This window comes from Gordonia terrae (assembly GCF_001698225.1).
Lineage (GTDB): Bacteria > Actinomycetota > Actinomycetes > Mycobacteriales > Mycobacteriaceae > Gordonia > Gordonia terrae.
On the sequence record NZ_CP016594.1, the window covers coordinates 4,661,788 to 4,687,955 of the forward strand.

The 26,168-nt window shown below is 68.0% G+C and carries 24 protein-coding genes; 2 read left to right on the forward strand and 22 right to left on the reverse strand.

What is annotated here, in order from left to right:
- Positions 1-22: 22 nt before the first annotated feature.
- From BCM27_RS20635 to hpt, 9 genes are all read right to left on the reverse strand, one after another.
- On the reverse strand, positions 23-805 hold the full coding sequence (locus BCM27_RS20635; protein WP_004020814.1) for a hypothetical protein: 783 nt from the start codon (positions 803-805) through the stop codon (positions 23-25).
- A gap of 106 nt (positions 806-911) precedes the next feature.
- Complete coding sequence (locus tag BCM27_RS20640) at positions 912-2,267, reverse strand: DUF6779 domain-containing protein (RefSeq protein ID WP_033205073.1); 1,356 nt, start codon at positions 2,265-2,267, stop codon at positions 912-914.
- Positions 2,268-2,382: 115 nt separating this feature from the next.
- Positions 2,383-2,898, reverse strand: a complete 516-nt coding sequence (locus BCM27_RS20645) for a DUF3180 domain-containing protein (RefSeq protein WP_004020812.1) — start codon at positions 2,896-2,898, stop codon at positions 2,383-2,385.
- Positions 2,895-3,413 carry a 2-amino-4-hydroxy-6-hydroxymethyldihydropteridine diphosphokinase gene (folK, locus tag BCM27_RS20650; RefSeq protein ID WP_004020811.1) on the reverse strand — a complete coding sequence of 173 codons (519 nt, stop codon included), beginning with the start codon at positions 3,411-3,413 and terminating at the stop codon, positions 2,895-2,897. Before folK ends, BCM27_RS20645 begins: the two co-directional genes overlap by 4 nt.
- Positions 3,410-3,781 (reverse strand): dihydroneopterin aldolase, encoded by a 372-nt coding sequence (gene folB / locus BCM27_RS20655; protein ID WP_004020810.1) that lies wholly within the window; start codon positions 3,779-3,781, stop codon positions 3,410-3,412. Before folB ends, folK begins: the two co-directional genes overlap by 4 nt.
- Positions 3,774-4,628, reverse strand: a complete 855-nt coding sequence (gene folP, locus BCM27_RS20660; RefSeq protein ID WP_004020809.1) for a dihydropteroate synthase — start codon at positions 4,626-4,628, stop codon at positions 3,774-3,776. The genes folB and folP overlap by 8 nt, the downstream gene beginning before the upstream one ends.
- A gap of 50 nt (positions 4,629-4,678) precedes the next feature.
- The gene (gene folE / locus BCM27_RS20665; protein WP_004020808.1) at positions 4,679-5,290 is read right to left on the reverse strand and encodes a GTP cyclohydrolase I FolE; all 612 of its coding nucleotides are present in this window, start codon (positions 5,288-5,290) and stop codon (positions 4,679-4,681) included.
- 9 nt (positions 5,291-5,299) lie between these two features.
- On the reverse strand, positions 5,300-7,693 hold the full coding sequence (gene ftsH / locus BCM27_RS20670) for an ATP-dependent zinc metalloprotease FtsH (RefSeq protein ID WP_004020807.1): 2,394 nt from the start codon (positions 7,691-7,693) through the stop codon (positions 5,300-5,302).
- 162 nt (positions 7,694-7,855) lie between these two features.
- Entirely contained in the window at positions 7,856-8,419 is a 564-nt protein-coding gene (gene hpt, locus BCM27_RS20675) for a hypoxanthine phosphoribosyltransferase (RefSeq protein ID WP_004020806.1), read from the reverse strand.
- 332 nt (positions 8,420-8,751) lie between these two features.
- On the opposite strand from hpt, the gene BCM27_RS20680 reads away from it, so the two are divergent.
- Positions 8,752-9,456 (forward strand): DUF8020 domain-containing protein, encoded by a 705-nt coding sequence (locus tag BCM27_RS20680; protein WP_004020805.1) that lies wholly within the window; start codon positions 8,752-8,754, stop codon positions 9,454-9,456.
- A 27-nt stretch (positions 9,457-9,483) separates the two neighbouring features.
- On the opposite strand, the gene tilS is transcribed toward BCM27_RS20680, so the two are convergent.
- Genes tilS through dacB form a run of 3 tightly spaced genes read right to left on the reverse strand, consistent with a single transcriptional unit; the run spans position 9,484 to position 12,892 of the window.
- A complete protein-coding gene (tilS, locus tag BCM27_RS20685) occupies positions 9,484-10,419 on the reverse strand; it encodes a tRNA lysidine(34) synthetase TilS (protein ID WP_004020804.1) in 936 nt (311 codons plus the stop codon).
- Complete coding sequence (locus tag BCM27_RS20690; RefSeq protein ID WP_004020803.1) at positions 10,416-11,561, reverse strand: zinc-dependent metalloprotease; 1,146 nt, start codon at positions 11,559-11,561, stop codon at positions 10,416-10,418. The genes tilS and BCM27_RS20690 overlap by 4 nt, the downstream gene beginning before the upstream one ends.
- Complete coding sequence (gene dacB / locus BCM27_RS20695) at positions 11,558-12,892, reverse strand: D-alanyl-D-alanine carboxypeptidase/D-alanyl-D-alanine endopeptidase (protein WP_033205104.1); 1,335 nt, start codon at positions 12,890-12,892, stop codon at positions 11,558-11,560. The genes BCM27_RS20690 and dacB overlap by 4 nt, the downstream gene beginning before the upstream one ends.
- Before the next feature lie 234 nt (positions 12,893-13,126).
- Between dacB and BCM27_RS20700 the strand changes: the two genes are divergently transcribed.
- Positions 13,127-13,639 (forward strand): inorganic diphosphatase, encoded by a 513-nt coding sequence (locus tag BCM27_RS20700; RefSeq protein ID WP_004020801.1) that lies wholly within the window; start codon positions 13,127-13,129, stop codon positions 13,637-13,639.
- A 106-nt stretch (positions 13,640-13,745) separates the two neighbouring features.
- Here BCM27_RS20700 and BCM27_RS20705 read toward each other — a convergent pair whose 3' ends face one another.
- From BCM27_RS20705 to BCM27_RS20750, 10 genes are all read right to left on the reverse strand, one after another.
- Positions 13,746-15,257 carry an aldehyde dehydrogenase family protein gene (locus BCM27_RS20705; RefSeq protein ID WP_004020800.1) on the reverse strand — a complete coding sequence of 504 codons (1,512 nt, stop codon included), beginning with the start codon at positions 15,255-15,257 and terminating at the stop codon, positions 13,746-13,748.
- 55 nt (positions 15,258-15,312) lie between these two features.
- Entirely contained in the window at positions 15,313-16,431 is a 1,119-nt protein-coding gene (locus tag BCM27_RS20710) for a Zn-dependent alcohol dehydrogenase (RefSeq protein ID WP_004020799.1), read from the reverse strand.
- 22 nt (positions 16,432-16,453) lie between these two features.
- Positions 16,454-17,407, reverse strand: a complete 954-nt coding sequence (locus BCM27_RS20715; RefSeq protein ID WP_051987068.1) for an ABC transporter permease — start codon at positions 17,405-17,407, stop codon at positions 16,454-16,456.
- Between the two features lie 49 nt (positions 17,408-17,456).
- Positions 17,457-18,959, reverse strand: coding sequence for a sugar ABC transporter ATP-binding protein (locus BCM27_RS20720; protein WP_004020797.1), 1,503 nt, complete (start codon positions 18,957-18,959; stop codon positions 17,457-17,459).
- Positions 18,956-19,993, reverse strand: a complete 1,038-nt coding sequence (locus BCM27_RS20725; protein ID WP_004020796.1) for an ABC transporter permease — start codon at positions 19,991-19,993, stop codon at positions 18,956-18,958. Before BCM27_RS20725 ends, BCM27_RS20720 begins: the two co-directional genes overlap by 4 nt.
- A 6-nt stretch (positions 19,994-19,999) precedes the next feature.
- Positions 20,000-21,109: a sugar ABC transporter substrate-binding protein gene (locus tag BCM27_RS20730; RefSeq protein ID WP_004020795.1), complete on the reverse strand. Its 1,110-nt coding sequence runs from the start codon at positions 21,107-21,109 to the stop codon at positions 20,000-20,002.
- Between the two features lie 231 nt (positions 21,110-21,340).
- A complete protein-coding gene (locus BCM27_RS20735; protein ID WP_004020794.1) occupies positions 21,341-22,519 on the reverse strand; it encodes an acyl-CoA dehydrogenase family protein in 1,179 nt (392 codons plus the stop codon).
- Between the two features lie 39 nt (positions 22,520-22,558).
- A complete protein-coding gene (locus BCM27_RS20740) occupies positions 22,559-24,094 on the reverse strand; it encodes a CoA-transferase (protein ID WP_004020793.1) in 1,536 nt (511 codons plus the stop codon).
- Between the two features lie 142 nt (positions 24,095-24,236).
- A complete protein-coding gene (locus tag BCM27_RS20745) occupies positions 24,237-25,262 on the reverse strand; it encodes a LacI family DNA-binding transcriptional regulator (protein ID WP_004020792.1) in 1,026 nt (341 codons plus the stop codon).
- Positions 25,263-25,336: 74 nt separating this feature from the next.
- Complete coding sequence (locus BCM27_RS20750; RefSeq protein WP_004020791.1) at positions 25,337-26,164, reverse strand: sugar phosphate isomerase/epimerase family protein; 828 nt, start codon at positions 26,162-26,164, stop codon at positions 25,337-25,339.
- Between the last annotated feature and the right edge of the window lie 4 nt (positions 26,165-26,168).

Genomic DNA, 26,168 nt, shown 5'->3' on the forward strand with positions numbered 1-26,168 from the left:
CTCCGCTGGGTTTTCGTGAGTGTCAGTAGTAGCGGGCCCGGGACTGCTGCGGGTCGCGCCCCTGCCGCGACAAGGCACCGAACACCGAATCGACCACCCACAGGGTGACGATCCCCGCCACGATGTCGATCACGTCGTCGAAGGGCGAACGAAATCTCGGCGAGAAGGGATCCAGCACCTGCGAGGCCGGGACGTCGAGGAGTCGTCCCGTACCGTCGACGATCGCGTCGACCGGATTCCACGCCCAGCCCTCATAGGCGTTGATCGCCAGCAGAGCGATGACCGGAACCGCCAGGACCCACCAGAATCCACGCCGACGCGCGACCGACCACGCGACGATCAGGAGGACGACGAAGGCGGGCATGTTCTCCGAACAGAAGGTGAGGATCGGGTACTCACCCGACCGCACCAGGACGGGCACCTGGCCGCCCCAGAATCCGAGCGCGCCGACCGCGCCGATCGCCACCGCGATACCCGACCGAAGCGGGCTCCGCGCCCAGATCCCCAGCACGAGAACCGTGTACAACGGCATCAGGGCGGTCAGCGACCAGATCAACAGCAGGCTCGCCTCGGGCCCGTTGGCCTGGAGATTCGCGTAGTACTCGGGGAACGGGGTGCCGTCCAGCGGGTCGAATGCGAAGAGCCACAGCACAGTCGGCCACCACGCGAAGACCGGCAGGAACAGGGCGGCACTCACCAGCGACTGCTTGACCGCGTTCCCCCGGTCGGTGTGGCGGATCGCGACCATCGACGGACCGGACCCGGGTCCGAGACCGAACTCCCCACCAGCGAGCGTCTCGCTCATACGGGAATACTAGGGCGATCGTCCAACTCGCACGGCCGAAATCGCGGCAACGTCACGGATGTGACCCGAACGGATGACAGAAACGTTCGGGGGATTGACCGGTGGCTCAGCCGTTCCGGCGGCGTCGCCCGCCCCCGGACGTCTCGGCCTGCGAACGCAACTGGTTCAGGAGTTCCGAGACCGGCAGCCCCGCCGAGTGCGCCGATTCCGCGTCGTCGTCGGAGGCGCGTCGTCGGCGGCCACCACCGTAGGACTCCGCGGCCCGGCCACCGGGCGGATTCTCGTGCCGGCCCGCGGCCGAGAGGAACGCGGGCGGTTCCACGTCGTCATCGGTGTCGGTGGCGTCTGGGGCCTCGGCGTCGGGAGCACCGGCGGGCGTGCCGGTCGCCCACTCATCGGTCGGGGTGTCGTCGGTGTACAGCGGTTGATCCGCGGCGCCGACCTCGGGCGACGTGTCGGCGGTCGGCGTATCGGCGGTCGGGGGTGCCGACTCCTCGGCGTCGTTACCGAGGTAGAAACCGCCGGAGAACGGGAGCGACGGGGACTCGACGGCGCCCGTGCCGGCGGAACCGGCGGTCGGAGTGGCCGCCTGCGTGGCATCGGGACCGTCGGTGTCGACGATCTCGGCGTCGGACACACCGGCGTCTGGCACATCGGCGTTCGGGACATAGGCGCCGGGCGCCTCGTCATCGCCCGGCCTGTCACCGGCGCCGACCGCCTCGGGCGGGACCGCCGTCGCGATGCGACCCGAGATCGGATCGTCGGTGACGATCGGGATCACCTCGGTCATCTCGTTGGGGTCGACCGGACCGGTGTGCCGCCCGTCGTCTGTGGTGGGAGCGGTGGCCGCGAAGTCGCGGGCGGCGAGCAGCCCGTCGTCGGCGTAGGTCGCGCCGTAGGAGGACACGCCCCCCAGGTCGCCGGTGAAGTCACCACCGAACGAAGCGCCGGCCCGACGTCCTGTCCCGGACTCGTCGTTCAGGCCCGAGGCCAGTTCGCGCATCTTCTCGCTGGACAACGCGACCCGCTGGTCCGGGAGCGGCTCGCCGAGGAGCATCTCCAGGCTGGAGCGCAGCGCCAGGACCTGTGCCTTCAATTCGGACAGTTCTTCGTTGGACTCCGCGGTCACCTCTTTGCGGATGGTCGTCTCGACGTCGAGTTCGTACTGACGACGCGCCGCGATCTCGCGTTCGAGCTGCAGTTCGTAGACGAGACGAAGGTCCCGGCTCTTCGCCTCCGCACTCTCCGCCTGCCGTCGGAACTTCGTCACCAGGATCGCGCCGATGACGGCCGCCCACAGCGCCGCGATGACCGCCAGCGAGCCGGTGATCGACAATCGGTCGGTGAAGACCATGAGGATGCTGGCCACCAGGGCGAGCACGATCAACAGGCCGAGCAACCACTGAGCCGGTGACCGACTCGACCGGCGCGAGTCGGCGGCACGGCCGTTCGAGGTCGTCATGATCGTGAATTTACCCGCTGTGAGTACATTCGGACGTCAGGCGGGTGCGGAGTTTCTCAGATAGTCCGCATGTTAGGCGACACATCTGCGACCCCACCGCCAGTCGCGGCAACCGTCACGAATCGCCCACCGCAGACGGGTCGTCAGGGGCTCGGCAGCAGTACTCCAGCCACAGCGCCGCGGCGACGAGGACCACGCCGCCGACGAGTCCGACGATGGCACCCGGCCGGTCATGGTCGGCGGCGGCCAGGTCGTGTTGCCCGAGCAGGAACGCGAGCAACCCCAGCCAGACTCCGACGGCGATCGCACCGAGGATCGCAGAAGCCTTGGCCAGGGCCAGCACTCGCGCCGCCGTGAGCGGATGAAGCTGCCCCCGCGCGCGACCCACGTCTCGGGATTCGACGCGGGAGCGGACGACGAAGGCGATGACGATCTCGAGTGCCGCAAGCACATACAGCACCACACCGGCGAGCAACGGCAACGGCGGGAAATCGGAATAGTTGTACCGCACCAGGATCCACGCGACGACGGCAGTGACCGCCGCGATCGCGGCGAGATCGCGGACCCGGGTGGGACCGAGGCCGCTCTGCTCGTCGTCCTGATCCGGCCGCCGCGGCTCCGGCGCACTCACGAGTCGGCCCCGGTCAGACGGCCGACCGCGCGCACCGCATCCCGCTCGGTGGCGTCGAGCCCCGCGACGAGGCCGGCCACCGCACGGACACCCGCCGGGGTCCACAGGGTGGCGGCGGGCTCGATCTCCAGCCACGGGACGAGCACGAAAGCCCGTTGCGCCGCACGGGGATGGGGCAGCGTCAGGTCCGGGTCGTCGGCGACCACGACGCCGCCCGCGTCGGTCACGGTGATCACATCGACGTCGAGAGTTCTTGGCCCCCAGCGAATATCCCGGGTCCGTTCGGCCGCGCGCTCGAGTTCGAAACCACGCTCGAGCCAGTGCCGGGCATCGTGCGGACCCTCGACGACGAGCGTGATGTTGCGGAAGTCGTCCTGTTCCACCCCGCCCCACGGGGGCGTCGAATAGACGGCGGACACCGCGATCAGCTCGTCGGCGAAACCCTCGACGACCGAACGCAGATACGCCATCGGGTCACCGACGTTGGACCCCGCCGAGAGGACCGCGCGGCTCATCGTGTCCCCTTGCGGGAACGACGGGTCACCACCGCGACGTCGTCGAAGGTCAACGGGATCGGCGCCGACGGTTTGTGCACGGTCACCTCGCACGCGCTGATGCGCTCGTCGGTCATGATCGAGTCCGCGACCTCCGCGCCCACCTTCTCGATGAGGTTGCGCGGTTCGCCCCCGACGATGTCCGCGACCTGCTGCGCGAGCGCACCGTAGTCGACGGTGTCGGCGAGGTCGTCGGACTCCCCGGCGGCCTGCAGGTCCAGCCACAGCACGACGTCGATGAAGAAGTCCTGGCCGTCGGCCCGCTCGTGGTCGAACACACCGTGATTGCCACGGACCTTCAGGCCACGCAGTTCGATCCGGTCAGCCATTCGAGTCTCCTACCGGTGAAGAGGTTCGGGAACCGCCGGCGCGCCAGGCCGCGGCGACCGCAACCGCGTCGCGGCTGCCGGCGACATCGTGGACACGCACGCCCCAGGCGCCCGCGGCGGCGGCGAGAGCCGACACGGATGCGGTGGCGGCATCGCGCCCGGCGGGCGGGCGGTCCGCGCCGTCGCGGCTCAGCAGCGTGCCGAGGAAACGTTTGCGGGAGGCGCCGACCAGAACCGGGAAACCCAGCCCGGTGAAGGTGGGCAGCGCGTGCAGCAGGGCCCAGTTGTGTTCGGCGGTCTTGGCGAAACCCAGACCCGGGTCGAGGATCAGGCGGTCGGCGTCCACACCGGCCGACACGGCGGCGTCGACCTGGGCGAGCAGCTCACCGCTGACCTCGGCGACCACGTCCCGATAACCCCCGACATCCCCGCTGCGGTGGGTGAACCGGCGGTCGGGGCTGTCGCCGGCCGGACGCCAGTGCATCAGGATCCACGGCACCCCCGCATCGGCGACGACCCGCGCCATGTCGGCGTCGGCACGCCCACCCGAGACGTCGTTGACGATCGCCGCGCCTGCCTCCACCGCTGCGGCCGCCACCGGCGCACGCATCGTGTCGACCGAGACCGCCACGCCGCGAGCGGCGAGCTCGCTGATCACCGGTACGACGCGCGCCGTCTCGAGTTCCGGATCGACCCGGACCGCACCGGGGCGGGTGGACTCGCCGCCGACGTCGATGAGGTCGGCACCCTGCTCGATCAATTCGAGTCCATGCGCGATCGCGGCATCGGCATCCAGGTATCGGCCACCGTCGGAGAACGAGTCCGCGGTGACGTTGAGGACACCCATCACGAGGGTCCGGTGCACTCCCCCGCGAGCGAGGACCGGGTGCGCCGTCGTCACCGGGTGATCAGGTCGAGGGCTTCGCCGCGAGACACCGCACTGGTCTTGAAGATGCCGCGGACCGCGGACGTCGTGGTCGTCGCGCCGGGCTTACGGATCCCCCGCATCGCCATGCACAGGTGCTCGGCCTCGATCACCACGATGACCCCGCGGGGTTCGAGCCTGCGCATCATCGCGTCGGCGATCTGACTGGTGAGACGTTCCTGGACCTGCGGGCGCTTCGCGTACAGGTCGACGAGCCGGGCCAGCTTCGACAGCCCGGTCACCCGACCGGAGGTACCGGGGATGTAGCCGACGTGAGCGACCCCGTGGAAGGACACCAGGTGGTGTTCGCAGGTCGAGTACATCGGGATGTCCTTGACCAACACCAGCTCGTCGTGGTCCTCGTCGAACGTCGTCGCGAGGACGTCGTCGGGCTCGGTGTAGAGACCGGCGAACATCTCGCGGTAGGCGTTCGCCACCCGGGTGGGCGTGCGGATGAGGCCCTCGCGGTCGGGGTCCTCCCCGACCGCGAGCAGCAATTCACGCACCGCGGCCTCGGCACGCGCCTGGTCGAACTCCGATCGAGGTCCGGCGAGTACGGCGTCCTGCCGCTCGTTGATGCTCATCCGGCCACTTTACGAACTCGGCCGCGAGTCGTCGTCATCGGCGCGGTGTCCCCAGCCGTTGGTGTCGCCGTTGCGGCCCGGCCGCGGCTCGGGCTCGGGTGGCCAGCCGGGTGCCGACCAATCCCGCGGCGCGCCGTAATCCGGACGCGTTCCACCGCCGTAGGACCCGCCCGATCCGCTGCGGCCCGCACCCGGATCCGGGTACTGCGGGTTGGGGTAGTTCGGGTTCGGGTACTGGGGGTTGGGGTACTGGGGGTTCGGATACTGGGGTCCCGGATGAGCCGGCGGATACCCGTGGTCGGGGTACCGGGGTTCGGGGTTGCCGCCCTGCGCCGGCGGTGTCGGTCCGCCCGGTGTCCCCGGTTCGGGGTACATCGGCGGATAGTTCGGGACCTGACCCGGGACCTGCGGGGCACCCGGGTAGCCGGCTCCCACCGGTTCGGGGATCTTGGCCTGCTCCGGCGGCGGCCACGGCTCGCCCCGTTCGATGGCGAGCTCGCCCGGGGTCTTCACCGGCGGCTTGTCGCTGGGGGTGCGCTCGCCGAAATCGTTGAAGGTGGTGATCCGCGGACGCTTGTCGACGTCGGAGAAGATCTTCTCCAGGTCCTTGCGGGTCAGCGTCTCCTTTGCGAGGAGTTCGGTGGCGAGGACGTCGAGGGTGTCCCGGTACTCGGTGAGGATGGCCCACGCCTCGGTGTGCGCGGCCTCGATGAGCCGGCGCACCTCGTCGTCGATCTCACTCGCGATCTCCGCGGAGTAGTCGGAGTGCGACCCCATGGACCGGCCCAGGAACGGGTCGCCCTGGTCCTGGCCGTAGCGCACCGCGCCCAGTCTGGAGCTCATGCCGTACTCGGTGACCATCGCACGCGCGATCTTCGTCGCCTGGTCGATGTCCGACGACGCGCCGGTCGTCGGCTCGTGGAACACCAGTTCCTCGGCGGCACGGCCGCCCATCGCCATCACGAGCCGGGCGATCATCTCCGAGCGGGTCATCAGGTCCTTGTCCTGCTCGGGAACGGCCAGCGCGTGACCGCCGGTCCGTCCACGAGCCAGGATGGTGACCTTGTAGATCGGGTCGAGATCCGGCATCGCCCACGCGGCCAGGGTGTGCCCGCCCTCGTGGTACGCGACCACCTTGCGCTCGTGCTCGCTGATGATCCGGGACTTGCGGCGCGGCCCGCCGATGACCCGGTCGACCGCTTCCTCGAGCGCCTCCGCGGTGATCGTCTGCTTGTTCTCACGCGCTGTGAGCAACGCCGCCTCGTTGACGACGTTGGCCAGATCCGCACCGGACATCCCCGGTGTCCGCTTGGCGAGACCGTCGAGATCGGCACCGGAGTCGATCGGCTTGCCCTTGGCGTGGACCTTGAGGATCGCCCGGCGACCCGCCATGTCGGGGTTGCCGACCGGGATCTGACGATCGAAGCGGCCCGGTCGGAGGAGGGCCGGGTCGAGGATGTCGGGACGGTTGGTCGCCGCGATCAGGATGACGCCCGAGCGGTCGCCGAAGCCGTCCATCTCGACCAGGAGCTGGTTGAGGGTCTGCTCACGCTCATCGTGACCGCCACCGAGGCCCGCGCCGCGCTGGCGGCCGACCGCGTCGATCTCGTCGACGAAGATGATGCACGGACTGTTGTTCTTGGCCTGCTCGAACAGATCGCGCACACGTGACGCACCCACGCCGACGAACATCTCGACGAAGTCGGAGCCGGAGATCGTGAAGAACGGGACGCCGGCCTCACCGGCGACGGCGCGGGCCAGCAGGGTCTTGCCGGTTCCGGGCGGGCCGAAGAGCAGCACGCCACGCGGGATCTTCGCGCCCAGCGCCTGGTAGCGAGCCGGGTTCTGCAGGAAGTCCTTGATCTCGTAGAGCTCTTCGACGGCCTCGTCCGCGCCCGCGACGTCGGCGAACGTCGTCTTCGGCATGTCCTTGGTGAGCTGTTTGGCCTTCGACTTGCCGAAGCCCATGACCCCACCGCGTCCACCGCCCTGCATGCGGCTCATCACGAAGAAGAACAAGCCGAACAGCAGGATCATCGGCAGCACGAAGATCAGGATCTGCCACAGGACGGACTGCTCGTTGACGTTGGTCGTGTACGGGGTGCCGGTGCCCTGGACGGCCTCGAAGACCTGGTCGCCTGCCTGCGCCGGGTACTTGGCGCTGATCTTGTCGGCGTCGGCGTCGTTGACCTTGATCGGCGACTTGAGCTCGATCCGGAGCTGCTGCTCGCGATCGTCGATGCTGATGAACTTGGTGTTCTTGTCGTTGAGCTGCTGCAGTGCGACGGAGGTGTCGACGCCGCGGTACTCCCGACCGGAGTCGCTCATCACGCTCCAGCCCCAGAGGGCGAGCAGGATGAGCGCCAGGATGGCGAGGTTGCGGAAGACTGTCTTACGGTTCATGCCAGTTGGTGGGGGTCGAGCGGGCTCGCGGGTTCAATCCCGGTGCCGACGCCGTTCCCATGTCCTTCCCGTCGACGTACACATTGAGGCTACCGGTCAACGATCACGCTGGTGAAACCGTTCCCTCGCAGGTCGGGCGCGTGAGTCACGCGGGAAGTCGCGTCAGTGCGTGTACACCGACGGCTTCAGGCGACCGATGTAGGGCAGGTCGCGGTACCGCTCGGCGTAGTCGAGGCCGTACCCGACGACGAACTCGTTGGGGATGTCGAAACCGACGTCGGCGACCCTGATCGTGGAGCGCACGGCGTCGGGCTTGCGCAGCAGGGCGCACACCTCGAGGCTGCGCGGCGAACGCGTGGCGAGGTTCTTCATCAGCCAGGACAGCGTCAGGCCCGAGTCGATGATGTCCTCGACGATCAGCACGTCACGTCCCTCGATGTCGCGGTCGAGGTCCTTGAGGATGCGGACCACACCCGACGACGACGTCGACGACCCGTAGCTCGACACCGCCATGAACTCCATCTGCGACGGGATCGGGAGCGACCGCGCGAAGTCGGTCATGAACATGATCGCGCCTTTGAGGACACCGATCAGGACCAAATCCTCGTCGATGTCGGCGTAGCGCGACGCCACGGACTGGGCGAGTTCGGCGGTGCGCTGCTTGATCTCTTCTTCGGTGATCAGGACAGCGTCGATGTCAGCGGCGTACGGATCGGCAAACTGCACGGTTCCAGCTTGTCATGTTTTCCCGACGCCGCGACGAACGGGTACCTCGGCGGGGCCGGCAGCCGTCGATCAGAGAAATGACGAAAGGCGACCTGCGGTTCTTCCAAGAATCACCTGCTCACACCATTCATCTCCGTTCACACCGACATTTCGCGAAATTGCTATGCGAATAACAGTCACATAACAACTCATCACACAGGCACCATTCTGCGGGGATGCGTTTCGATGTGGATCAAGCGTCTGACATTCTCGAAAGCAGAGAGCTGAGCACCAGACCTCTGAATCCCCTCCCTTCTCACGCCCTGTCCTGTGTGGACAAGAAGGAGCATTTAGTGTTCCCCACTTCGCGTACCCCCCTGCGCAAAAAACGCCTCAGCGCGATTCTGGTGCTGGTCACCGCTGTCGTCACAGCCTTTGCCTCGACGGCCGAAGCTGCACCTCAGCGGGCCCCGGCCGCGACCTACGACGCGTCCTGGAATGCCTCGGCACTCACTCTCACCGTGCACAACGCATCGGTGAGCACGGACAACGGGAATCTGACGATCCGGGATATCGCCGGCGCGGAACTCTTCCGGATGCCGCTCACCTACCGCAACGAATTCCGGCAGTTCCCGATCGACACCCGGACCGCGGGGAACAAGGTCACGCTCATTCCGTCGCGGGACGCCGCACGTTCGTCGGCGCTCAATCCGACCGAGGTCGAGAAATTGCGCGGCGTGGCTCGGCACAATGTCGCGGCTCCGCAGACGCGGCAGGAACGCGACGATCAGGCTCTCGAACGATTCCAGTCCCAACTCCGCACCGGCACATCGGTCGGGACATTGGTCGGAACCGTCGTCGGTGGAATCGTCGGCGGTGTGATCGGTTGCGTCATCGGACTCGTCGCCGTGGTGGTGGGCTGCCTCGTGGGCGTCGCGCCGGCAGCCGCGATCGGCGGCATCGCCGGCCTCGCACTGGGCGGTGGAGGCACGCTGATCGGTGCGGGAATCCACTACTTCGAGACGATCAACTCGCCCTTCACGCCTCCGCGTCGATAGCCGCGGAACCCACACTGACGGTCGGTCTCACCTCGCGGTGAGGCGGACCGTCAGTGTGTCGCCGGACCGGATGACAACACGACGCACCGCGGGGTCGCCACCCACGGCGATCTGGGTCCGGTCGGCGGTGGCCGTCGCGTCCAGCAGGTCGGCGACGGCCGAAATGACCCGGTGGGTCGGTTCGGTCGCCCCGTTGTCGAGCAGCCAGGCGCGCAGCACACGCGTCCGGATCGCCGGCGGCGCGTCGAGCAGTGGCCCGATCGCCAGGCCGTCGTCGCGACCGCACTCGGCCAGCACCCGGGCCGCCCAGTCGTCGAGCGCGTCGTTGTCGGCCCGAACCCCCGCGGCGGTACGACACAGCGCCTCGACGACCCCACCGTGCAACGTGTCCTCCAACAACGGGAGGACCTCGGAGCGAAGCCGGACGCGAGTGAATCGCGGGTCTCGATTGTGCGGGTCGTGGTGGGCAGCGAGTCCCAGTTCGGTGCACGCCGCCAGGGTCTGTTGTCTGCGGACCCCGAGAAACGGCCTGCCCCAGGGGTTTTTCCAGACGCGCATACCGGCGATCGACCGTGCCCCGGAACCACGCGCCAACCCGAGCAGCACGGTCTCGGCCTGGTCGTCGGCGGTGTGACCGAGCAGAACCGGGCGGTCACCGCGGGCCGCGTCGAGCGCCGCGTATCGGGCGTCGCGCGCGGCGGCCTCGAGACCTCCGCGACGGCCCACCCGCACCGGCAGGACCTCGACTCGGGCTCCGAGAGCACTCGCCGCGTCGGCCGCGGTCCTCGCCACCTGGGCGGAGCCCGGCTGGAGCCCGTGATCGACGACCAGCGCGGTGACGTCGAGGCCCGCGCCGACGGCCGCCGCGGTCAGCGCGAGCGAGTCCGGACCGCCGGAGAGTCCCACGCAGACCTCGGAACCGAGCCGGTGAGCGGCCGCGAAATCCGCGACCGCCTTTCTCACAAGACCCGCTGAATCCATGCCCGCGGGTCGTCGATCTCGTTCGGCAGCGGCATCGTGTCCGGTGAGGTCCACACCGTGTTGAACCGTTCCATGCCGACGGCCTCGACCACCGCGTCGACGAAGGCCTTACCGCGGATGTACTGCGCGAGCTTGGCATCCATCCCGATGAGGGCCCGGATGAGTCGCTGCACCGGATTCTGCGGTGCGGTGCGGCGTTTGTCGAAGGCGGTGCGGATACGTGCCACCGACGGCACGTGCGCCGGACCGACCGCATCCATGACGTGATCGGCGTGCCCCTCGAGCAGGGTGCCGAGGACCATCATCCGCTGGAAGGCGGCATGCTGCTCCGGACTCTGCAGCAACTGCATCGCCCCGATCACGCCCTTCTCGCGCGGGCCGTCGGAACCCTTGAGCGCCTTGGTCATCCGCGTGACGATCTCGGTGGTCGACTCGCCGGCGTCGGAGGTGAGCACCGCGACGTTGTCCTGCATGTAGTCACGTAGCCACGGGTTGGCCGAGAACTGCACGCGGTGGGTGACCTCGTGGAGGCACACCCACAGCCGGAAGTCCGACGGGATCACCTTGAGCTGACGTTCGACGTTGATGATGTTCGGCGTCACCACCATCAGCACTCCGGGTTCGCCGGTCTCCGGATCAGGCGTGAACGGATCGTACTGACCGAGGATCGCGGTGGACAGGAACGCGAGCAGACCACCGGCCTGCAGTCCGCCGAATCGTGCCCCGAGTCCCGGGGAGCCCGCGTCGGCGGATTCCTCGTCGGAACCGAGCATCGATCGCATCGACAGGGAGGCGGCGTCGATCCAGCCGGCCCGGTCGAGGACCCGCGTGGTCGGTACGCGCAGGCCGTCGGCCAGACCCGTGACCTCTCGGACCGGGGCCTCGGCGCGGGTGGCGGCGTCGGCCAGTTCGGCGCGCGCCGCCTCGTAGGTGTACGCGGTCGTCTTCGGGCCGGGGCGGGCGAGTCGTTTCGCCGTGGACGCGGCCAGCGACCAGTCGATCTGCGAACCGATACCCGGTCGGCGTTCTCGCTCGACGGTGTCCTCGGCGCCCGATTCCGGCGGCATCCCGGTCTCGGTCCCGGCTTCCGCTGCCGCCGGCCCGGCGATTCCTGACGTGATCATCGGCACCCGCACTCTCTCAGTTGACCCACCACCGCATCGAGGGCGGGTCGCGCGTCCGCCGGCGAGGTGCCGCCGGACATCAGGGCGAACGACAGCACGCGGCCGTCGACTGTCTGCACTATGCCCGTCAACGAACTGACCCCGGTCAGTGTTCCGGTCTTCGCCCGTGCCCACCCCGCGCCCGGGTTGTCGGCGGCGTCGAACCGGTCGGCGAGTGTGCCGGTGCCACCGGCGATCGGCAGCCCGTCGAGCATCGGGCGCAGGGCCGGCTTGGCGGGGCCACTCGCGGCGGTCATCACCGCGTCGAGCAGTTCCGGCGTGGTCCGGTTCGCATAGGAGATCCCGGACGCGTCGTGCAGTGTCGTACCGGCCCACTGGCCCGGGAACTCCGACGAGAGCACCTGCTCGATCGCCTCGACCCCACCCGCGTGGGTCGGCTGCCCGCCGCGATGCACGGAGAGTTCGACGGCGAGCGTCTCGGCGAGCACGTTGTCGCTGTAACGGAGCATGTCGTTGACCCGGGTGACCAGCGGAGCCGACTGGACCTTCGCGATCACGCGCTCGTCGCCGGATCCGCTCGAGGCGGTACCGCGTACCTCGGTGACCGGCTCCTCGACACCGAGCGCGGCGGCCAGCGCCTCGCCGGCCATGAGTCCCGGCGTCGCGGTGCGCGGCGAGTATTCGTCGAGCGGTTCCAACCGGGCACCGTCGACCATCAGTGATTCGATGGGCGCGATGTCGCCACCCTGGATGTCCCGCCGATCCCAGGTGGTGTCCATCGTCGGCCCGGAGAACGCGCCGAGGTCGACGGCCACCGAGGTCACCGGGATCTCGGTCTCCTCGATCTGGCGCGCGAGGTCGGCGATGCGTCCCGGATCGGTGTAGAAGGTGTCGGTTCCGGCGGGCTGGGCGGACAGGGTGGGGTCACCCGCGCCCCGGAGGACGACCTGCCCGTTGCTGCCGGCCACCACCGTCGTCGTCAGTCGCTGATCGTGCGGCACGGCCTCGAGGACGGCGGCGGCGGTCAGGATCTTGGCGTTCGAGGCGGGAATGCGGGGACGGTTGGGGGTTCTCGTCCAGAGGACCTCACCGGTGAGTGAATCGCTGATCTTGCCGCTGAGCTCGCCCAGCGCGGGATTGCGCAGTGCGGGCGTGATCGCTCGCAGGACCCCTGGCGGCGTCGGCTCCGGCGCGGTGTCGACCACCGGGTCGATCCGCGGGTCGACGGCGACCGCGGCGGGTTGCGGCGGCACCCCGGGCGGGAGTTCCGGCTCCCGGTCGATGCGGAGCGCGATCACGACCGACGCCGTGGCGACGAGGGCCAGGATCACCACCGCGGTGATCGTCCACCACAAAAGTCTCCGACCGCGACGACCGCCGTTTCGGGTGGATGCGCCCACAAAGCCTCCGGGTCTCTCACGGTTCACGGTCGATGGAACGGGCCCGGATGTACGCACAACGAGGGGTACGAACATCGAGGTCGCCCGACCAACAGTATCGTTGGGGCAGCGTGCGGGCGTTTCGGCCCGACGCGGCATCCCCGATCAAGACTGCCAGGAGGAACTGTGGAATTCGATGTGACCATCGAGATCCCCAAAGGTGGCCGCAACAAGTACGAGGTCGACCACGAGACGGGCAAGGTCTACCTCGACCGCTACCTGTACACCTCGATGGGCTACCCGGCCGACTACGGCTACATCGACGGCACCCTCGGTGAGGACGGCGACCCGCTCGACGCGCTGGTCCTGCTCCCCGAGTCGGTGTTCCCCGGCATCATCGTGCGGGCACGGGTCGTCGGCATGTACACGATGACCGACGAGGCCGGCGGTGACGACAAGCTCCTGTGCGTCCCGGCCAAGGACGTGCGCTGGGACCACATCAAGGACATCTCCGACGTGTCCGAGTACGAGCTGGGACCCATCGCCCACTTCTTCGAGCACTACAAGGACCTCGAGCCCGGCAAGGAGGTCCAGCCGGGCGGGTGGGTCGGTCGCGACCAGGCCGAGAAGGTCGCTCAGGAAGCGATCGACCGCCTCGCCTCGCATCCCGACGCGGCCAACGAGCCCTCGCGGGGCTGACGCCGTCCCGCGTCGCACCATCGTTACGACGGCGGCACCCGGGTGGTCTCCGAGGAGATCCCGCCCGGGTGCCGTCGTTTCCGGTCACCGCGCCTGCCGGCAGCCGTCAGTCGATATGAGGGAAAGCCTTCGTGCGCTTGCCTTCCCGGATCAGAATGGTCTTCACTTCGGTGAACTCCTCGAAACCGGCGTTGCCCATCTCGCGGCCGTAGCCGGACTGCTTCATCCCGCCCGCGGGGAGTTGCGGCCCACCGTCGATCGTGGTGTTCACCCAGACCCGCCCGCTGCGCAGTTTCTTCGCCACCGAGAGCGCCCGGTCGATGTTCTTGGTCCACAACGAGCCCGAGAGTCCGTATTCGGTCGCGTTCGCGAGCGCCACGGCCTCCGCGGCGTCGGCGAACCTGGTCACCGTGAGCACCGGACCGAAGATCTCCTGGTGGAATTCCGGCGAGACCTCGGTGACGTCGAGCACGACCGTCGGCTCCACGAAATGCCCGGACGCGGTGTCCTCTCCGAGCGGAACCCCGCCGCCCACCGCGATCCGCCCGCCGTGGGATTCCGCAGAGGCAACGTGGGCCCGGACCTTCTCGAGGTGACCGCCGTGGATCATCGGGCCGACGTCGGTGGACCCGTCGAGCGGATCACCCACCCGAACCTGCCGCGCGGCCGCGACCAGTCGCTCCACAAACGCGTCGGCGATCGAATCCTGCACGAGCAGACGCGATCCCGCGACGCAGCATTCGCCGTTGTTGAAGAACGCACCGAACAGCACCCCGTCGAGGGCGTCGTCGAGGTCGGCGTCGTCGAAAACGATGTTGGCGGCCTTGCCCCCGAGTTCCATCGACAACCGTTTGGCCGTTCCCGCCGACGCTGCGGTGATGGCGTGACCGGTCGCGGTGCTCCCGGTGAACGACAGCAGGTCGATGTCGGGACTCTCGGCCAACACCGCCCCCACATCGGCGCCGTAGCCCGTGACGACGTTGACGACGCCGGCGGGCACACCCGCTTCGACGAGGATGCCCGCGAGTTCGAGCGCCGTGCCCGAGGTGAACTCGGACGGTTTGACGACGGCGGTGCATCCCGCCGCGAGGGCGAACGGCAACTTCTGGGCAAGTAGGAGCAGGGGGAAGTTCCACGGCAGGATCATGCCGGCCACGCCGGCGGGTTCACGGACCACCAGCGCGGTGGCCCCTTCCCCCAGTCCGGTGTGCGCCTCACCGTGGGCCGCCATCGCGAGCCCGGCCGCGTACTCGAAGAGCTCAGCGCTTCCGGCGACATCGCTCTCCGCGTAGCGCAACGGTTTTCCGGTCTCTTCGGCCTCGATGCGTGCGAGACGTTCGGCATTCGCCCGCATCAGGTCGGCGACCCGCAGCAGGGTGCGGGCCCGGTCCATCGACGTCGACGCCGGCCACGGACCGTCGTCGAAGGCGCGCCGCGCCGCCGCGATCGCGCGCAGGGTGTCGGTGCGGTCGCCGGCGGCGTAGACGGCGAGCTCGCGTCCGTCGACCGGGCTGTGCCGGACAATCGTGGATCGATCGTCCGCGTCGTCGAAGGCCCCGTCGACGAAGATCCCGTATCGACGGATGGTCGCGGGGTCGGCGGCGGTGGTCATCTGCATGTGGAACTCCTGGTCGAGAGGGTCGAGATGAGGGGAACGATGCGACGGGCGCTTGTCAGTGCTCGTGGATCAGCACGCCGCGAAGGTTCTTGCCCGCGTGCATGTCGACGTAGGCCTCGTTGATCTGGTCGATCGTGTACCGCGCGGTGATCAGTTCGTCGAGCTTGAGCTGACCTGCCTTGTAGTAGTCCAGCAGCGCCGGGATGTCGCTGGTCGGGTTGCAGTTGCCGAACAGCACGCCGCGGATCGTCTTGGCGTAGGTGACGATCTCGAGCGGACTGATCGGGATGCCGGGCTCGTTCTGGCCGATCGAGACGAGAGCCACGCGGCCTTCCTTGCGGACCGCCGAGAAGGCCTCGGCGATCAGCGCGCCGTCGACGACGCCGACCGTGATGACGGCCGAGTCGGCGCCCTGCCCGTTGGTGACCGATTCGACGAACGGGACGGCTTCGGCGATCGAGGCGAAGGCGTGCGTGGCACCCAGTTTCATCGCCTGCTCACGCTTGAAGTCGACGGGGTCGACGGCGACGACGTAGGCGGCACCGGCGTGGTGTGCGCCCTGCACCGCGTTCATCCCGACTCCGCCGGCCCCGATGATCATCGCGGTCTCGCGCGGCCGGACATGAGCGGCGTTGACGGCGGCGCCCCATCCGGTGGCGACGCCGCAGGAGACGAGGCAGGCGATGTCGAAGGGCAGGTCGTCGTCGATCTTCACGGCCTGCGACTCGTCGGTGACCAGGTGGTCGGCGAAGGTGCCGAGTCGCTGCATGGCGCCGATGGGCTGACCGGACGTACGGCTGAAGCGCGGATTGCCCTCGAGGCCGAACCCGTTCTCCATCCCCGCACCGGTGTCGCAGATGTACTGCATGCCTTGGGAGCACCACCGGCAGCGACCGCACGCCGGCAGATAGGCCGTGGCGACATGGTCACCGACGGCCAGTCGCCGCACACCCGGACCCACGGCATCGACGATGCCGGCGCCCTCGTGCCCGCCGACCATCGGCAGCGCGTTCGGGATGTCACCGGTGACGAGGTGGTCGTCGGAATGGCAGAGACCGGATGCCATGACCTTGATGCGGACCTCGCCCGGACCGGGCTCGGCGAGGTCGAGGTCCTCGACCTTCCACTTCCCGCCGATGGCGTCGATGACGGCTCCGCGAACTGTTCGAGACATGGTGTGTACCTCCAGAGATGGTCTATTTGATGATGGCGAGTTTGCTGCGATCGAGAGTGAGAACGACGATCGCGATGACCACCGCGCCGTACACGATCTGCTGATAGTTGGGGTCGACGCCGGCGACCGATCCGCCCACGCGGAGGACGGTCACGATGAGGGCGCCGACGATCACCTTCCACGCGCTGCCGATACCGCCGGTGATCGCGCACCCGCCGACGAGGACGGCTGCGATGGCGGGCAAGAGCAGGGCGTCGGCGAGTTGCGGTGCGGCACTCTGCTGCTGAGAGGACAAGACGATCGCCGCGAGACCTGCGAAGAGCCCCGACAGCGCGAAGGCGAGGACGCGAACACCCCGGGTGCGGATACCTGCCATGAGGGCCGCCCGCTCCCCGAGTCCCACAAGGTGAAAGATGTTGCCGCGCGGGTGGTAGTGCATGAAAGCCCAGATCGCGGCAGCGATGAGCACTCCGATCCACACCGCGAGCGGCATGCTGAGGAAAGTGACCGAACTGAGCCAGAAGATCGCGCCGTAGTTGGTGTCGATGTAGATCGTGGTGGACCCGGACAGAGCGAGCGCGATCGCCCCCCAGAAGCCGAGGGCGCCCAGGGAAACCACAAAGGACGGCACCTGTCCGATGGTGGTGAGCAGACCGGTCAGGGCGCCGATGGCTGCCGTCGCGGCCGCGGTGATCAGCATCGCCAGCGGACCGGTCGCCCCGATCGTCTGCGCGAGGATCACGGTGCCCAGCGAGCACACGGCGGCCACCGAGAGGTCGATGCCGCCGGTGAGGATGACGAACATCTGCCCCAGTCCGAGCAGCAGGATCGGCAGCGCTTGGGCGGTCACCACCGAGAGGGCGGTCGACGAGAAGAAGTTGGGTTCGGCGATCGTGACGAGTCCCAGCAGGACAAGCAGCAGCGCCGGCGGCCCGGCCGTCCGCATCGCCGCCGCGGACGGGAGTCCTCCGGGCATTGTGAGGCTGCGCGACGGGAGCGGTGAGGTCATCGTTGTCTCGGCCATGTCACATCATCTTCTCGAGTAGCTCGATCTTGGTGGGTGGTTCGGTGGCGACGGAGTCGTATTCGGCCGTGACCCGCCCATCGCGGAGGACCACGATGCGGTGCCCGAGGCCGATCGCCTCGTCGAGGGTGTCGGCGAGTACGAGGACTCCCACGCCGCGCGCGGACAGGTCCCGGATCAGCCGGTAGACATCTTCTTTCGCGCCGATGTCCAGTCCGCGAGTCGGGTGGTCGAGGATCAACACCGACAATCCGTCATCGCGAATCCACTTGGCCAGCACAGCTTTCTGCTGGTTTCCGCCGGACAGCCTTGCGATGTCGAGGTCAGGGTCGTCAGGTCGGATGTGCAACTGCCGAATCCACTCGCGGGCCTCGTGCCGAGCGGCCGCGGCCCGTCCCCGGCGCCCGCGCGCGGGATGACTGAGGCAGATGTTGTCGGCGACAGAGGCGCCCGCGACCAACCCCTCGGACCGGCGCTCGGCCGGGAGATAGGCGACTCCGGCTGCCACTGCTTGTCTGGGTGACGCCGGGAGCAGACCGGAACCGCCGATCGACACCGTGCCCTGCGCCGGCTCGGCTCCGAAGATCGCCCGAGCGAACTCCTCTCGGCCCGACGACGCGACGCCGACCATGCACACGACCTCGCCGGGCCGAACGGCCAGGGAGACATCGTGGACACTGCCGGACACCGTGACGTTCCGGGCGTCGAGGACCGGGGGCGCCTCCTTCACGGGTTCACGTCTTCCGGTGCAGTAGATCTCGTCCGCGGCCTCCTTGCCGATCATCATCGCGTAGAGCTCTCGCTCATCGACGTCCGCCGTCGTGCGTTCGCCGACGAGTTTGCCGTCTCGCAGCACGTAGACGCGGTCGGAGAACCGCAGGACCTCGTCGAGCCGATGCGACACGAAGATCACCGAGCCGATCTCACGCAGCGCCATCACGCGACGGTGCAGGATCTCGATATCGGCCGGCTGCAGCACCGACGTCGGCTCGTCGAGGACGAGAAGGGGTGCGTGTCCCGACGAACGATCGCTCACCGCACGGGCGACCTCGATCATCTGCCGTTCGGCGAATCCCACGTCCTCGGTCGGGGTATCGGGAGCCACGGTGGAATCGACCAGGTCGAGCATGGCCTGCGCCGCCCGGCGACGGGCGCCGCGGCGGATCAGCCCGAGCCGGGCGAACTCCGATTCCGAGCCGAGCGTGAGGTTTTCGGCGACGGTCAGGTTCGGCAGGAGTGACTGTTCCTGGTGGACGACGCCCACGCCGTGGCGGGCGGCATCGGCCGGGTCGGCGAAGACGAGCTCGGTGCCGTCGACCCGCATCACACCGGCGTCGGGACGATGTACCCCGGCGAGGATCTTCAGCAGAGTGGACTTGCCCGCGCCGTTCTCTCCGATGAGGCCGATCACCTCGTGTTTGTGCACGGTCAGCGACACATCGTCGAGGACCACATTCGGTCCGTAGCGCTTGGTGATTCCGTCGAGTTGGAGCAACGGTGTCATTTCACGACCCTCAATCGGTTGCGGGCGGGCCATCCGGTCGCGATCACCGCGGCGATGATGATCACGCCTTGAGCGCCCTGCTGGATGTAAGGACTCGCACCTGAGAGCAGCAACCCGTTGCCCAGGACCACGAGGAGCAGGATTCCGACGAGCGCGTGCAATGGTCCGCCGCGGCCGCCGCTGAGCAGCGTGCCGCCGACCACGACCGCCGACAGGGTGAGGAACAGATTGCCCGAGCCGACACCGACGTCGCCGACACCGAGGCGGATCGTGGCGAGCACTCCGGCCAGTCCCGACATGAGCCCGGCGAAGGTGAACAGCACGATCTTCGTCCTGGTGACATTGATGCCGGTCACCTTGCTGACCCCTTCGTCGCCGCCGACCGCGTACGTCTGCGTTCCGAGGGAGGTGCAGCGACACAGGAACCAGGTCAGCAGGAGCGCAGCGACGGCGAAGACGACGATGATCGGGATGCCGAGCCAGGCGCCCTGCGCCCACTCCCCCAGCCCCGCGTCCGCCAGTTGCGGTGTGCTGGTGCCGAACAGCACGGTCGCGACGCCGAGCCCCACGAACCAGGTGCCGAGGGTGACGAGAAACGAGGGCACCTTCGCGACCGCGTGGAGGACACCGTTCACGAGGCCGAAGAGCGCTCCCACCCCGATGGCGATGACCACCGCGAACAGGCCCAGGTCGTTCCCGTTCACGCTGTTGGCCGCCAGCAGGACGAACGTCAGTCCGCTGGCCGCCATCACGCCCTCGATCGAGAGGTCGACGCTGCCGATCAGGACGACGAGCGTCGCTCCCATCGCGAGGATCAACGGGATCGCGGCCTGCTGGATGATCGCGTTCAGGTTGCCGAGTGTGAAGAACGAGTCGGCGGTGAACGAGAAGACGACACACAGTGCGACGAGCGCGACGAGCGGACCCACCGAACGCCCCCAGCGGGACAGCAGTACCGACTTCTGGTCGTGCTCATCGGGAGCCGGCGGTCCGGCCTCCCCGGTCTCCGGCGGCACCGAAGTTGACGTGGTCATGTCGGGTCACTCCTCATTGCTCAGTGAGTCGGGATCGATCGGTCCGACGATGCGCGAGAACGGATCTCGAACCGATTCCACGATCTCTTCGTCGGTGGGGCGCTCGAGGTACCGAGCAGCGTTGTCGCTCGTGATCAAGGTCTGGTCGACATAGAACTCACGCTGCAGGCGCGACAGGTCGGACACCTTCAGCTGCCCGGTCGCCACCTGGTGGCAGATCGCGAGCCCCATCGCGCCGTTGAAATAGGGGTCGGTGGTGTAGGTCGAGACCATCTCGCCGGCCTCGATGGCCTCGAGCCCCTCGGGTGTGGCGTCGGCGGCACTGGCGACCTTGATCTGGCCGGCCTTGCCCTTCTCGCGGACGGCCTGGAGTGCCCCGAGCGCCATCGAGTCGGTGGCGGCCCAGATCCCGTTCACCTTGTCCCCGTACTTGTTCAAGAGGGTCTGGGTGGTCGTGTAGGCCTTGTTCCGGTCGAAGTCGGCCGGTTGATTGTCGAGCACCACGACACCCGGGTGCCGCGCGATGCCCTCGGTGAATCCCTGGTAGCGCGTCTTGCTGATGTCGTTGGCCAGCAGCCCCTGGATCGCGATGACACCACCCTGGCCGCCGATGCTCGCTCCCAGGACGTCGCCCGTGTCAGCCCCTTCTTTCACGCCGTCGTAGCTCACGTACGACGCCCATCCGTCGCCGACGTCCCAGGGATGCAGGTCGGCCGGCTTGCTCCACTGGGTGACCGCACAGCCGCCGCTGTTCTGAACCGCGCGCACGATCGCCGGGGTGTCGGCACTGGTGTTGGGGTTGATGTTCAGCAGGACCTTCTTGCCGGTAGCCAGTACGGACTGCAGCTGCGACAGGGCGTTCTGGGAGTCGCCGCCGTACACGATCACCTTGAGATCGACGCCGACCGATTCGGCGTAGGCCTTGCTTCCCTCCACCCAGGCGGCTTCGTACGGATTGGTGAGCGAGCGCACCTCGGACACCATCAGCAGATCGTCGGCACCCGTGGTCGACCCGTCCTGCGAGCCGCAGCCGACGAGGGCGGCCGCGCCCAGGGCGGCCGCGACGACGAGGGTCGCACATCGCCGCAGTGGTCGAACGTGGTGAGTGTGTGGCATGAAGACTGCACCTCCTGTAAGCGTTTTCTACAGTGATCGGGAACACATGTCAAGATCGTGGGGATGCCGACCACTCAACCGTGCAGATAGCGACATCGACGCTGTTCAGACCGGTTCGGCGACCGCCGGTCGGCATGGGCGGACGCACCCTCGCGGCAGACGCGCACGACCGCTCCCCGGGTCGCGCTGATAGCGCTTTCTCGACGCGGTCGCCGGTGTCTGGCCGAACGCTCAGCCCGCGGACCGGAGCAGCGACCGGCTGATGATCAGGCGCTGCATCTCGCTGGTGCCCTCGTAGATCTTGGTGATCCGGGCATCGCGATACAGCCGCTCGACCTCGTAACCGCGGATGAACCCGTTGCCGCCGAACACCTGCAGCGCTGCGTCGGCGTGCCGAACACACGATTCGGAGGCGTTGAGCTTGGCCATCGAGCACAGCACCTCGGCGTCGTCGTCACCGGAGTCGATGGCCCGGGCGGCAGAGACCGACAACGCCGTGGCGGCCTGCAACTCGGTGGCGATCGACGCCAGGGAGAAGGAGATGGCCTGGTTGTCGGCGATCGCCCTGCCGAACTGTTGCCGGTCGAGAGACTGTCGCACCGCGGCGTCGAGCGCCGCACGACTGATACCCAGGGCCAGACCCGAGATCCCGAGCCGCCCCTTGGCCAGGACCTTCATCATGTAGCCGAATGCCTGCCCCTCCTCACCGAGCAGCGCGGACTCCGCGAGTTCGGCATCGTCGAAGACGAGGCCACCGACCTGGGAAGCGCGTTGTCCCATCTTGTGTTCGTGGTATGCCCGACTCACCCCGGGAGTGTCGACATCGACGAGAAAGACCGAGATCCCGCCGCGCTTCCCCCGCTCCGGATCGGTCACGGCCAGCACCACCGCGAAGTCGGCGACCGGTGCGTTGTGGATGTAGATCTTCTCGCCGCGTAGACGCCACCCGGTCGAGGTTCGTTCCGCTCGCGTCGTGATGGACCCGAGATCCGACCCCGACCCGGGCTCGGTCAGCGCGTAGGCGCACCGCTTCTCGGCGCTCAGCATCGGGAGCAGGTACTCCTTCTTCTGATCATCGGTGCCGTAGGTGTTGAGGAGTGTGCCGAGGATCTCGACGAGACCGCATTGGTCGGCGATCGAGGCGTACCCGTACGAGAGGGATTCCATGACGAACAGGTAGTCGAGGGCGGTCCCTCCCGCGCCGCCGTCATCGTGCGGAACGGTAATGCCGAAGAGACCGATCTTACCCATTTCGGCGTAGATCTCTTCCGGAAAGCGTTCGGTCTCATCGAGTTCGGCGGCGATCGGGCGGATGCGTTCGTCCACGAACTCGGCGACGAGCGCACGTTCGTCGGGTCCGAACACAGAGGTCGGGATGCGGCTGTGCGCCGTGCCGGGTGCGAAGGTCATGTACTCACTCCTTGGTGTGATGGGCGATGCGGCCGTCGGTCAGGAGACCGCGCAGGCCGCGACCGACTCGAGCAGGTCCGGGTCCATCTGGGCCGGGGAGTCGATCAGCGGAACAAAATCCATGTGGGACAGGATGTCCCGTTCGATGTCGACACCGGGTGCGACCTCGACCAGCTCGAGGCCTCCGTCCACCAGACGGAACACGGCACGCTCGGTGACGACGAGGACGCGTTGCCCTCGGGCAGTGGCATGCGGACCGGAGAACGTCACCTGCTCCACGGTCCGGACGAACTTGCGAAGCCGGCCCTCCCGGCGGATGCACAATCGCCCGGCGACGACGTCGACGTCGAGGCCATCGGCAGTGAACGTGCCGCAGAAGATCACGGAGTCGGCACTCTGGGAGATCTCCACGAATCCCCCGGGACCGTTGATCTCACCGGCAATCCGACTCACGTTGACCGATCCGGACGCGTCGATCTGCGCCATGCCGAGACACGTCGTGTCGATCAGCCCGCCGTTGATGAGATCGAACTGGGTGGTCGACGAGTGTACGACTTCGGGATGGATTGCGGCGCCGAATAAGTCACCGGACAGGGGCCGTCCGCCGATGATGCCCTGTTCGATGAGGACCGTGTTGTCCTCGGAGCGGCCGGCCGCAACCAGCGCGTCGATGACGAGCGACGGGATACCGAAGCCGACATTGAGGACTCCACCCCTACCGACCTCGGCAGCCGCGCGACGGGCGATGATCGCTCGCGCCCCAGACCGCGACGACGCCGAGATCGCATCCGGAGCGGGCGCCCCGGACCGGCAGAGCCGGTCGTCGTACTCCCCGTCGTGCGTCTGCCACTGCCCCGGGACCTCGACGACCATGTCGACGAGCGGTGCCGGCAGGTGGACCACATGGGGGTCCAGTACGCCGTCGCTGATGTTCTTGACCTGTGCGATGACCAGTCCGCCGGAGGCGCGAGCGGCCTGCGCCACCGATGTCGCGTCGAGCTGAGCGGCCTCGCCGGCCCATCCGATATTGCCGTTTCGATCCATCGTGTCGCCGCGCACGAGTGCAACGTCCACCCGAAACGGCTTGTAGCGCAGATATTCCTGTCCATCGAACTCGACCAGCTCGACGAGTTCGGCGGCCCCCCGCGCGGTGAACCGCCCGCCACCGCACCGGGGATCGGCGAACGTCCCCAGGCCCACCGTGGTGATGAGGCCCGGCCGACGGGCTCCGATCTCGCGGAACAGCTGACTGATCACCCCACCGGGCAACGCATAGGCCTCGAGTTGCTCACGGCGCGCCAGCTCGCGCAGTTCCGGCGACCAGGTCCACAGACCGCCGATCACCCGGGACACCATGCCGGGGTGCGCGAACCGTCCGGTCCCACCACCCATCCGATCACCCATGCCCAGGGCGTAGACCACGGTGAGGTCGCGCGGTTCGCCGGCGCCGAGGAATCTGGCTTCGAGCGCGGTCAGCAGCCCTTCGGGTTCGAGGATTCCCCCGCCCGCGCCCGTTATCGCCACGGTGGCGCCGGTCGGGATCGAGGCAACCGCCACATCTGCGGAAGTCACCACCGGCCGACGAGTGCCCCTACTACGCATTGATGAACGCTTTCTATGTGGTGTCGCAACATACAACCTGCTTGGTGTTGTGAAGCGTATCTCAGTGTAAGCGCTTTCTCAATAGGTAGCCCTGGTGGTCGCGGTCCCTCGCAGCTCAGCCGTGGAGGATGCGCGCCGGGCCGGTCGAGCGTCGGAGTACGACCTGCGCCGACAGCGGTTCGGGCGAATCGGGCCGCTCGTCGGAGTCGAGCATGACGCGCATGAGATCCCACGCGCGCCGCCCGAGCTGCGCCTTGGGAGACGTGACCGTCGTCAACGCCGGAGCAATGTGGCGCGCCAGGACGATGTCGTCGAAACCGGTGACCGAGATGTCCTCCGGCACCGACAGGCCGGCGTCGCGCAAGGCCGAGATGGCACCGATCGCACTCAGATCGTTGAAGCAGATCAATGCTGTCGGATCATGTTCGAGCGCTTCCGGAACCGCCGCATGTGCACCTTCGACCGTCCCGTCAGCGCTGACGTGCGTCACCTGAAGACCGAATCCGACCGCGCTCTGCACCGCGCGCCACCGTTCCCGGTTCTGCCAGGCGAATTCCGATCCGCCCAGATAGACCGCACGGGTGTGCCCGAGCTGAGCCAGATGACTACACAGCTGCATCATCGGACTGAAGTTGTCGGCGACGACCATCGGCAGGTCGACGCCGAGTTCGATGCGGTTGACCAGGACCGCAGGGGCCTCCCGGCGTGCGAGCTGCTTGAGCCCGGCAGTCGGGATGCGGCTGGACAGGAGCATCAGCCCGTCGACCTGTCCGAGCAGGTCGAGAGCTGTGTTCAACTCCTCGTCGGGGTCACCGTTGGAGTCCGCGACGAGCATCCGGTAGCCGTTCTCCGCGGCGCCGCGGTGCATCTCGTTGACCACGTCGAAGAAGTACGCATTCGTCAGGTCCGGCAGGATCACCCCGATGTTCCGCAGACTGCCGAGCGCCAGACCACGTGCGGCGCGGCTCGGGCGGTAGGCCAACTGATCGGCCGCCTCGTGGACCCGGTCGGCGAGCTCCTGCTTCACCTTGGAGGAACCACTCATCACGCGTGAGACCGTGGCTATGGAGACACCGGCGGCCTCGGCCACCGTCGCAATCGTCGGCCGCGACCGAGACCCCTCCGGGCGCTGTGTGGACATGGTGGCGTCGTCCTCCTGATCGGCGTGACAAAGGCGGGTGGTGCTGGTCGATCCGAGAAAGCGATTCCTGATGCTCAGGAGGATGGTAGCGGTTCACCGATCGAGGTCAGGGCTGCCGCCGCGGCGGCAACCGTCTCGGCAGCGGGCATCTTCCACCAGCGACTGCTGAGCACCTCGACCTCGACCAGGCCGGGGTAGCCCGCCGCTCGGCAGTCGGCAACGAAGGCGGCGATGTCGATCGCCCCCTCTCCCGGCATCCCCCGGCTCGTGAGCTCGTCGTCGATGGGCGTACACCAGTCGGCGAGCTGCACCGAAAGCATGCGGTCGCCGGACCCGATGATCTGTTCGCGAAGATCGGTTTCCCACCACACGTGGTAGGAGTCGACGGCGAGGCCGACCAGCGGATGCCCGATGCTCTCGGTCAGGGCGGCAGCCTCCCGAAGCGAGGTGATCGCCGAACGCGTCGCCGCGAGCATCGGATGGAACGGCTCGACCGCCAGGGCCACCCCCGCCTCCACGGCGTACGGGATCAACTGCTCGATACCCTCGCGGATCTGACGGCGTGCGGAATCGAGATCTCCGGTGAGCGGTGGACCACACACGAGCACAAGGCAGTCGGCACCCAGCGCTCTTGCCTGGTCCACGGCCCGGCGGTTGTCGTCGAGTCTCTCCCGACGCAGCGATTCGGTCGGCTGGGGGAACATGCCACCGCGGCACACGCTGGTCACTCGTAGCCCCGCGTCGTCCAGCCGGCCACGAGCGTCGCGGAGATCAGTGCCCTCGAGGACATCACGCCACAGGCCAACCCCGCCGAACCCGTACCGAACGGCGAGGTCGAGCACCTCGTCGAGCGACGAACCGCGGATGGTCGCGGAATTGAGGCTGCACTCCGACAGTCGCACGGCG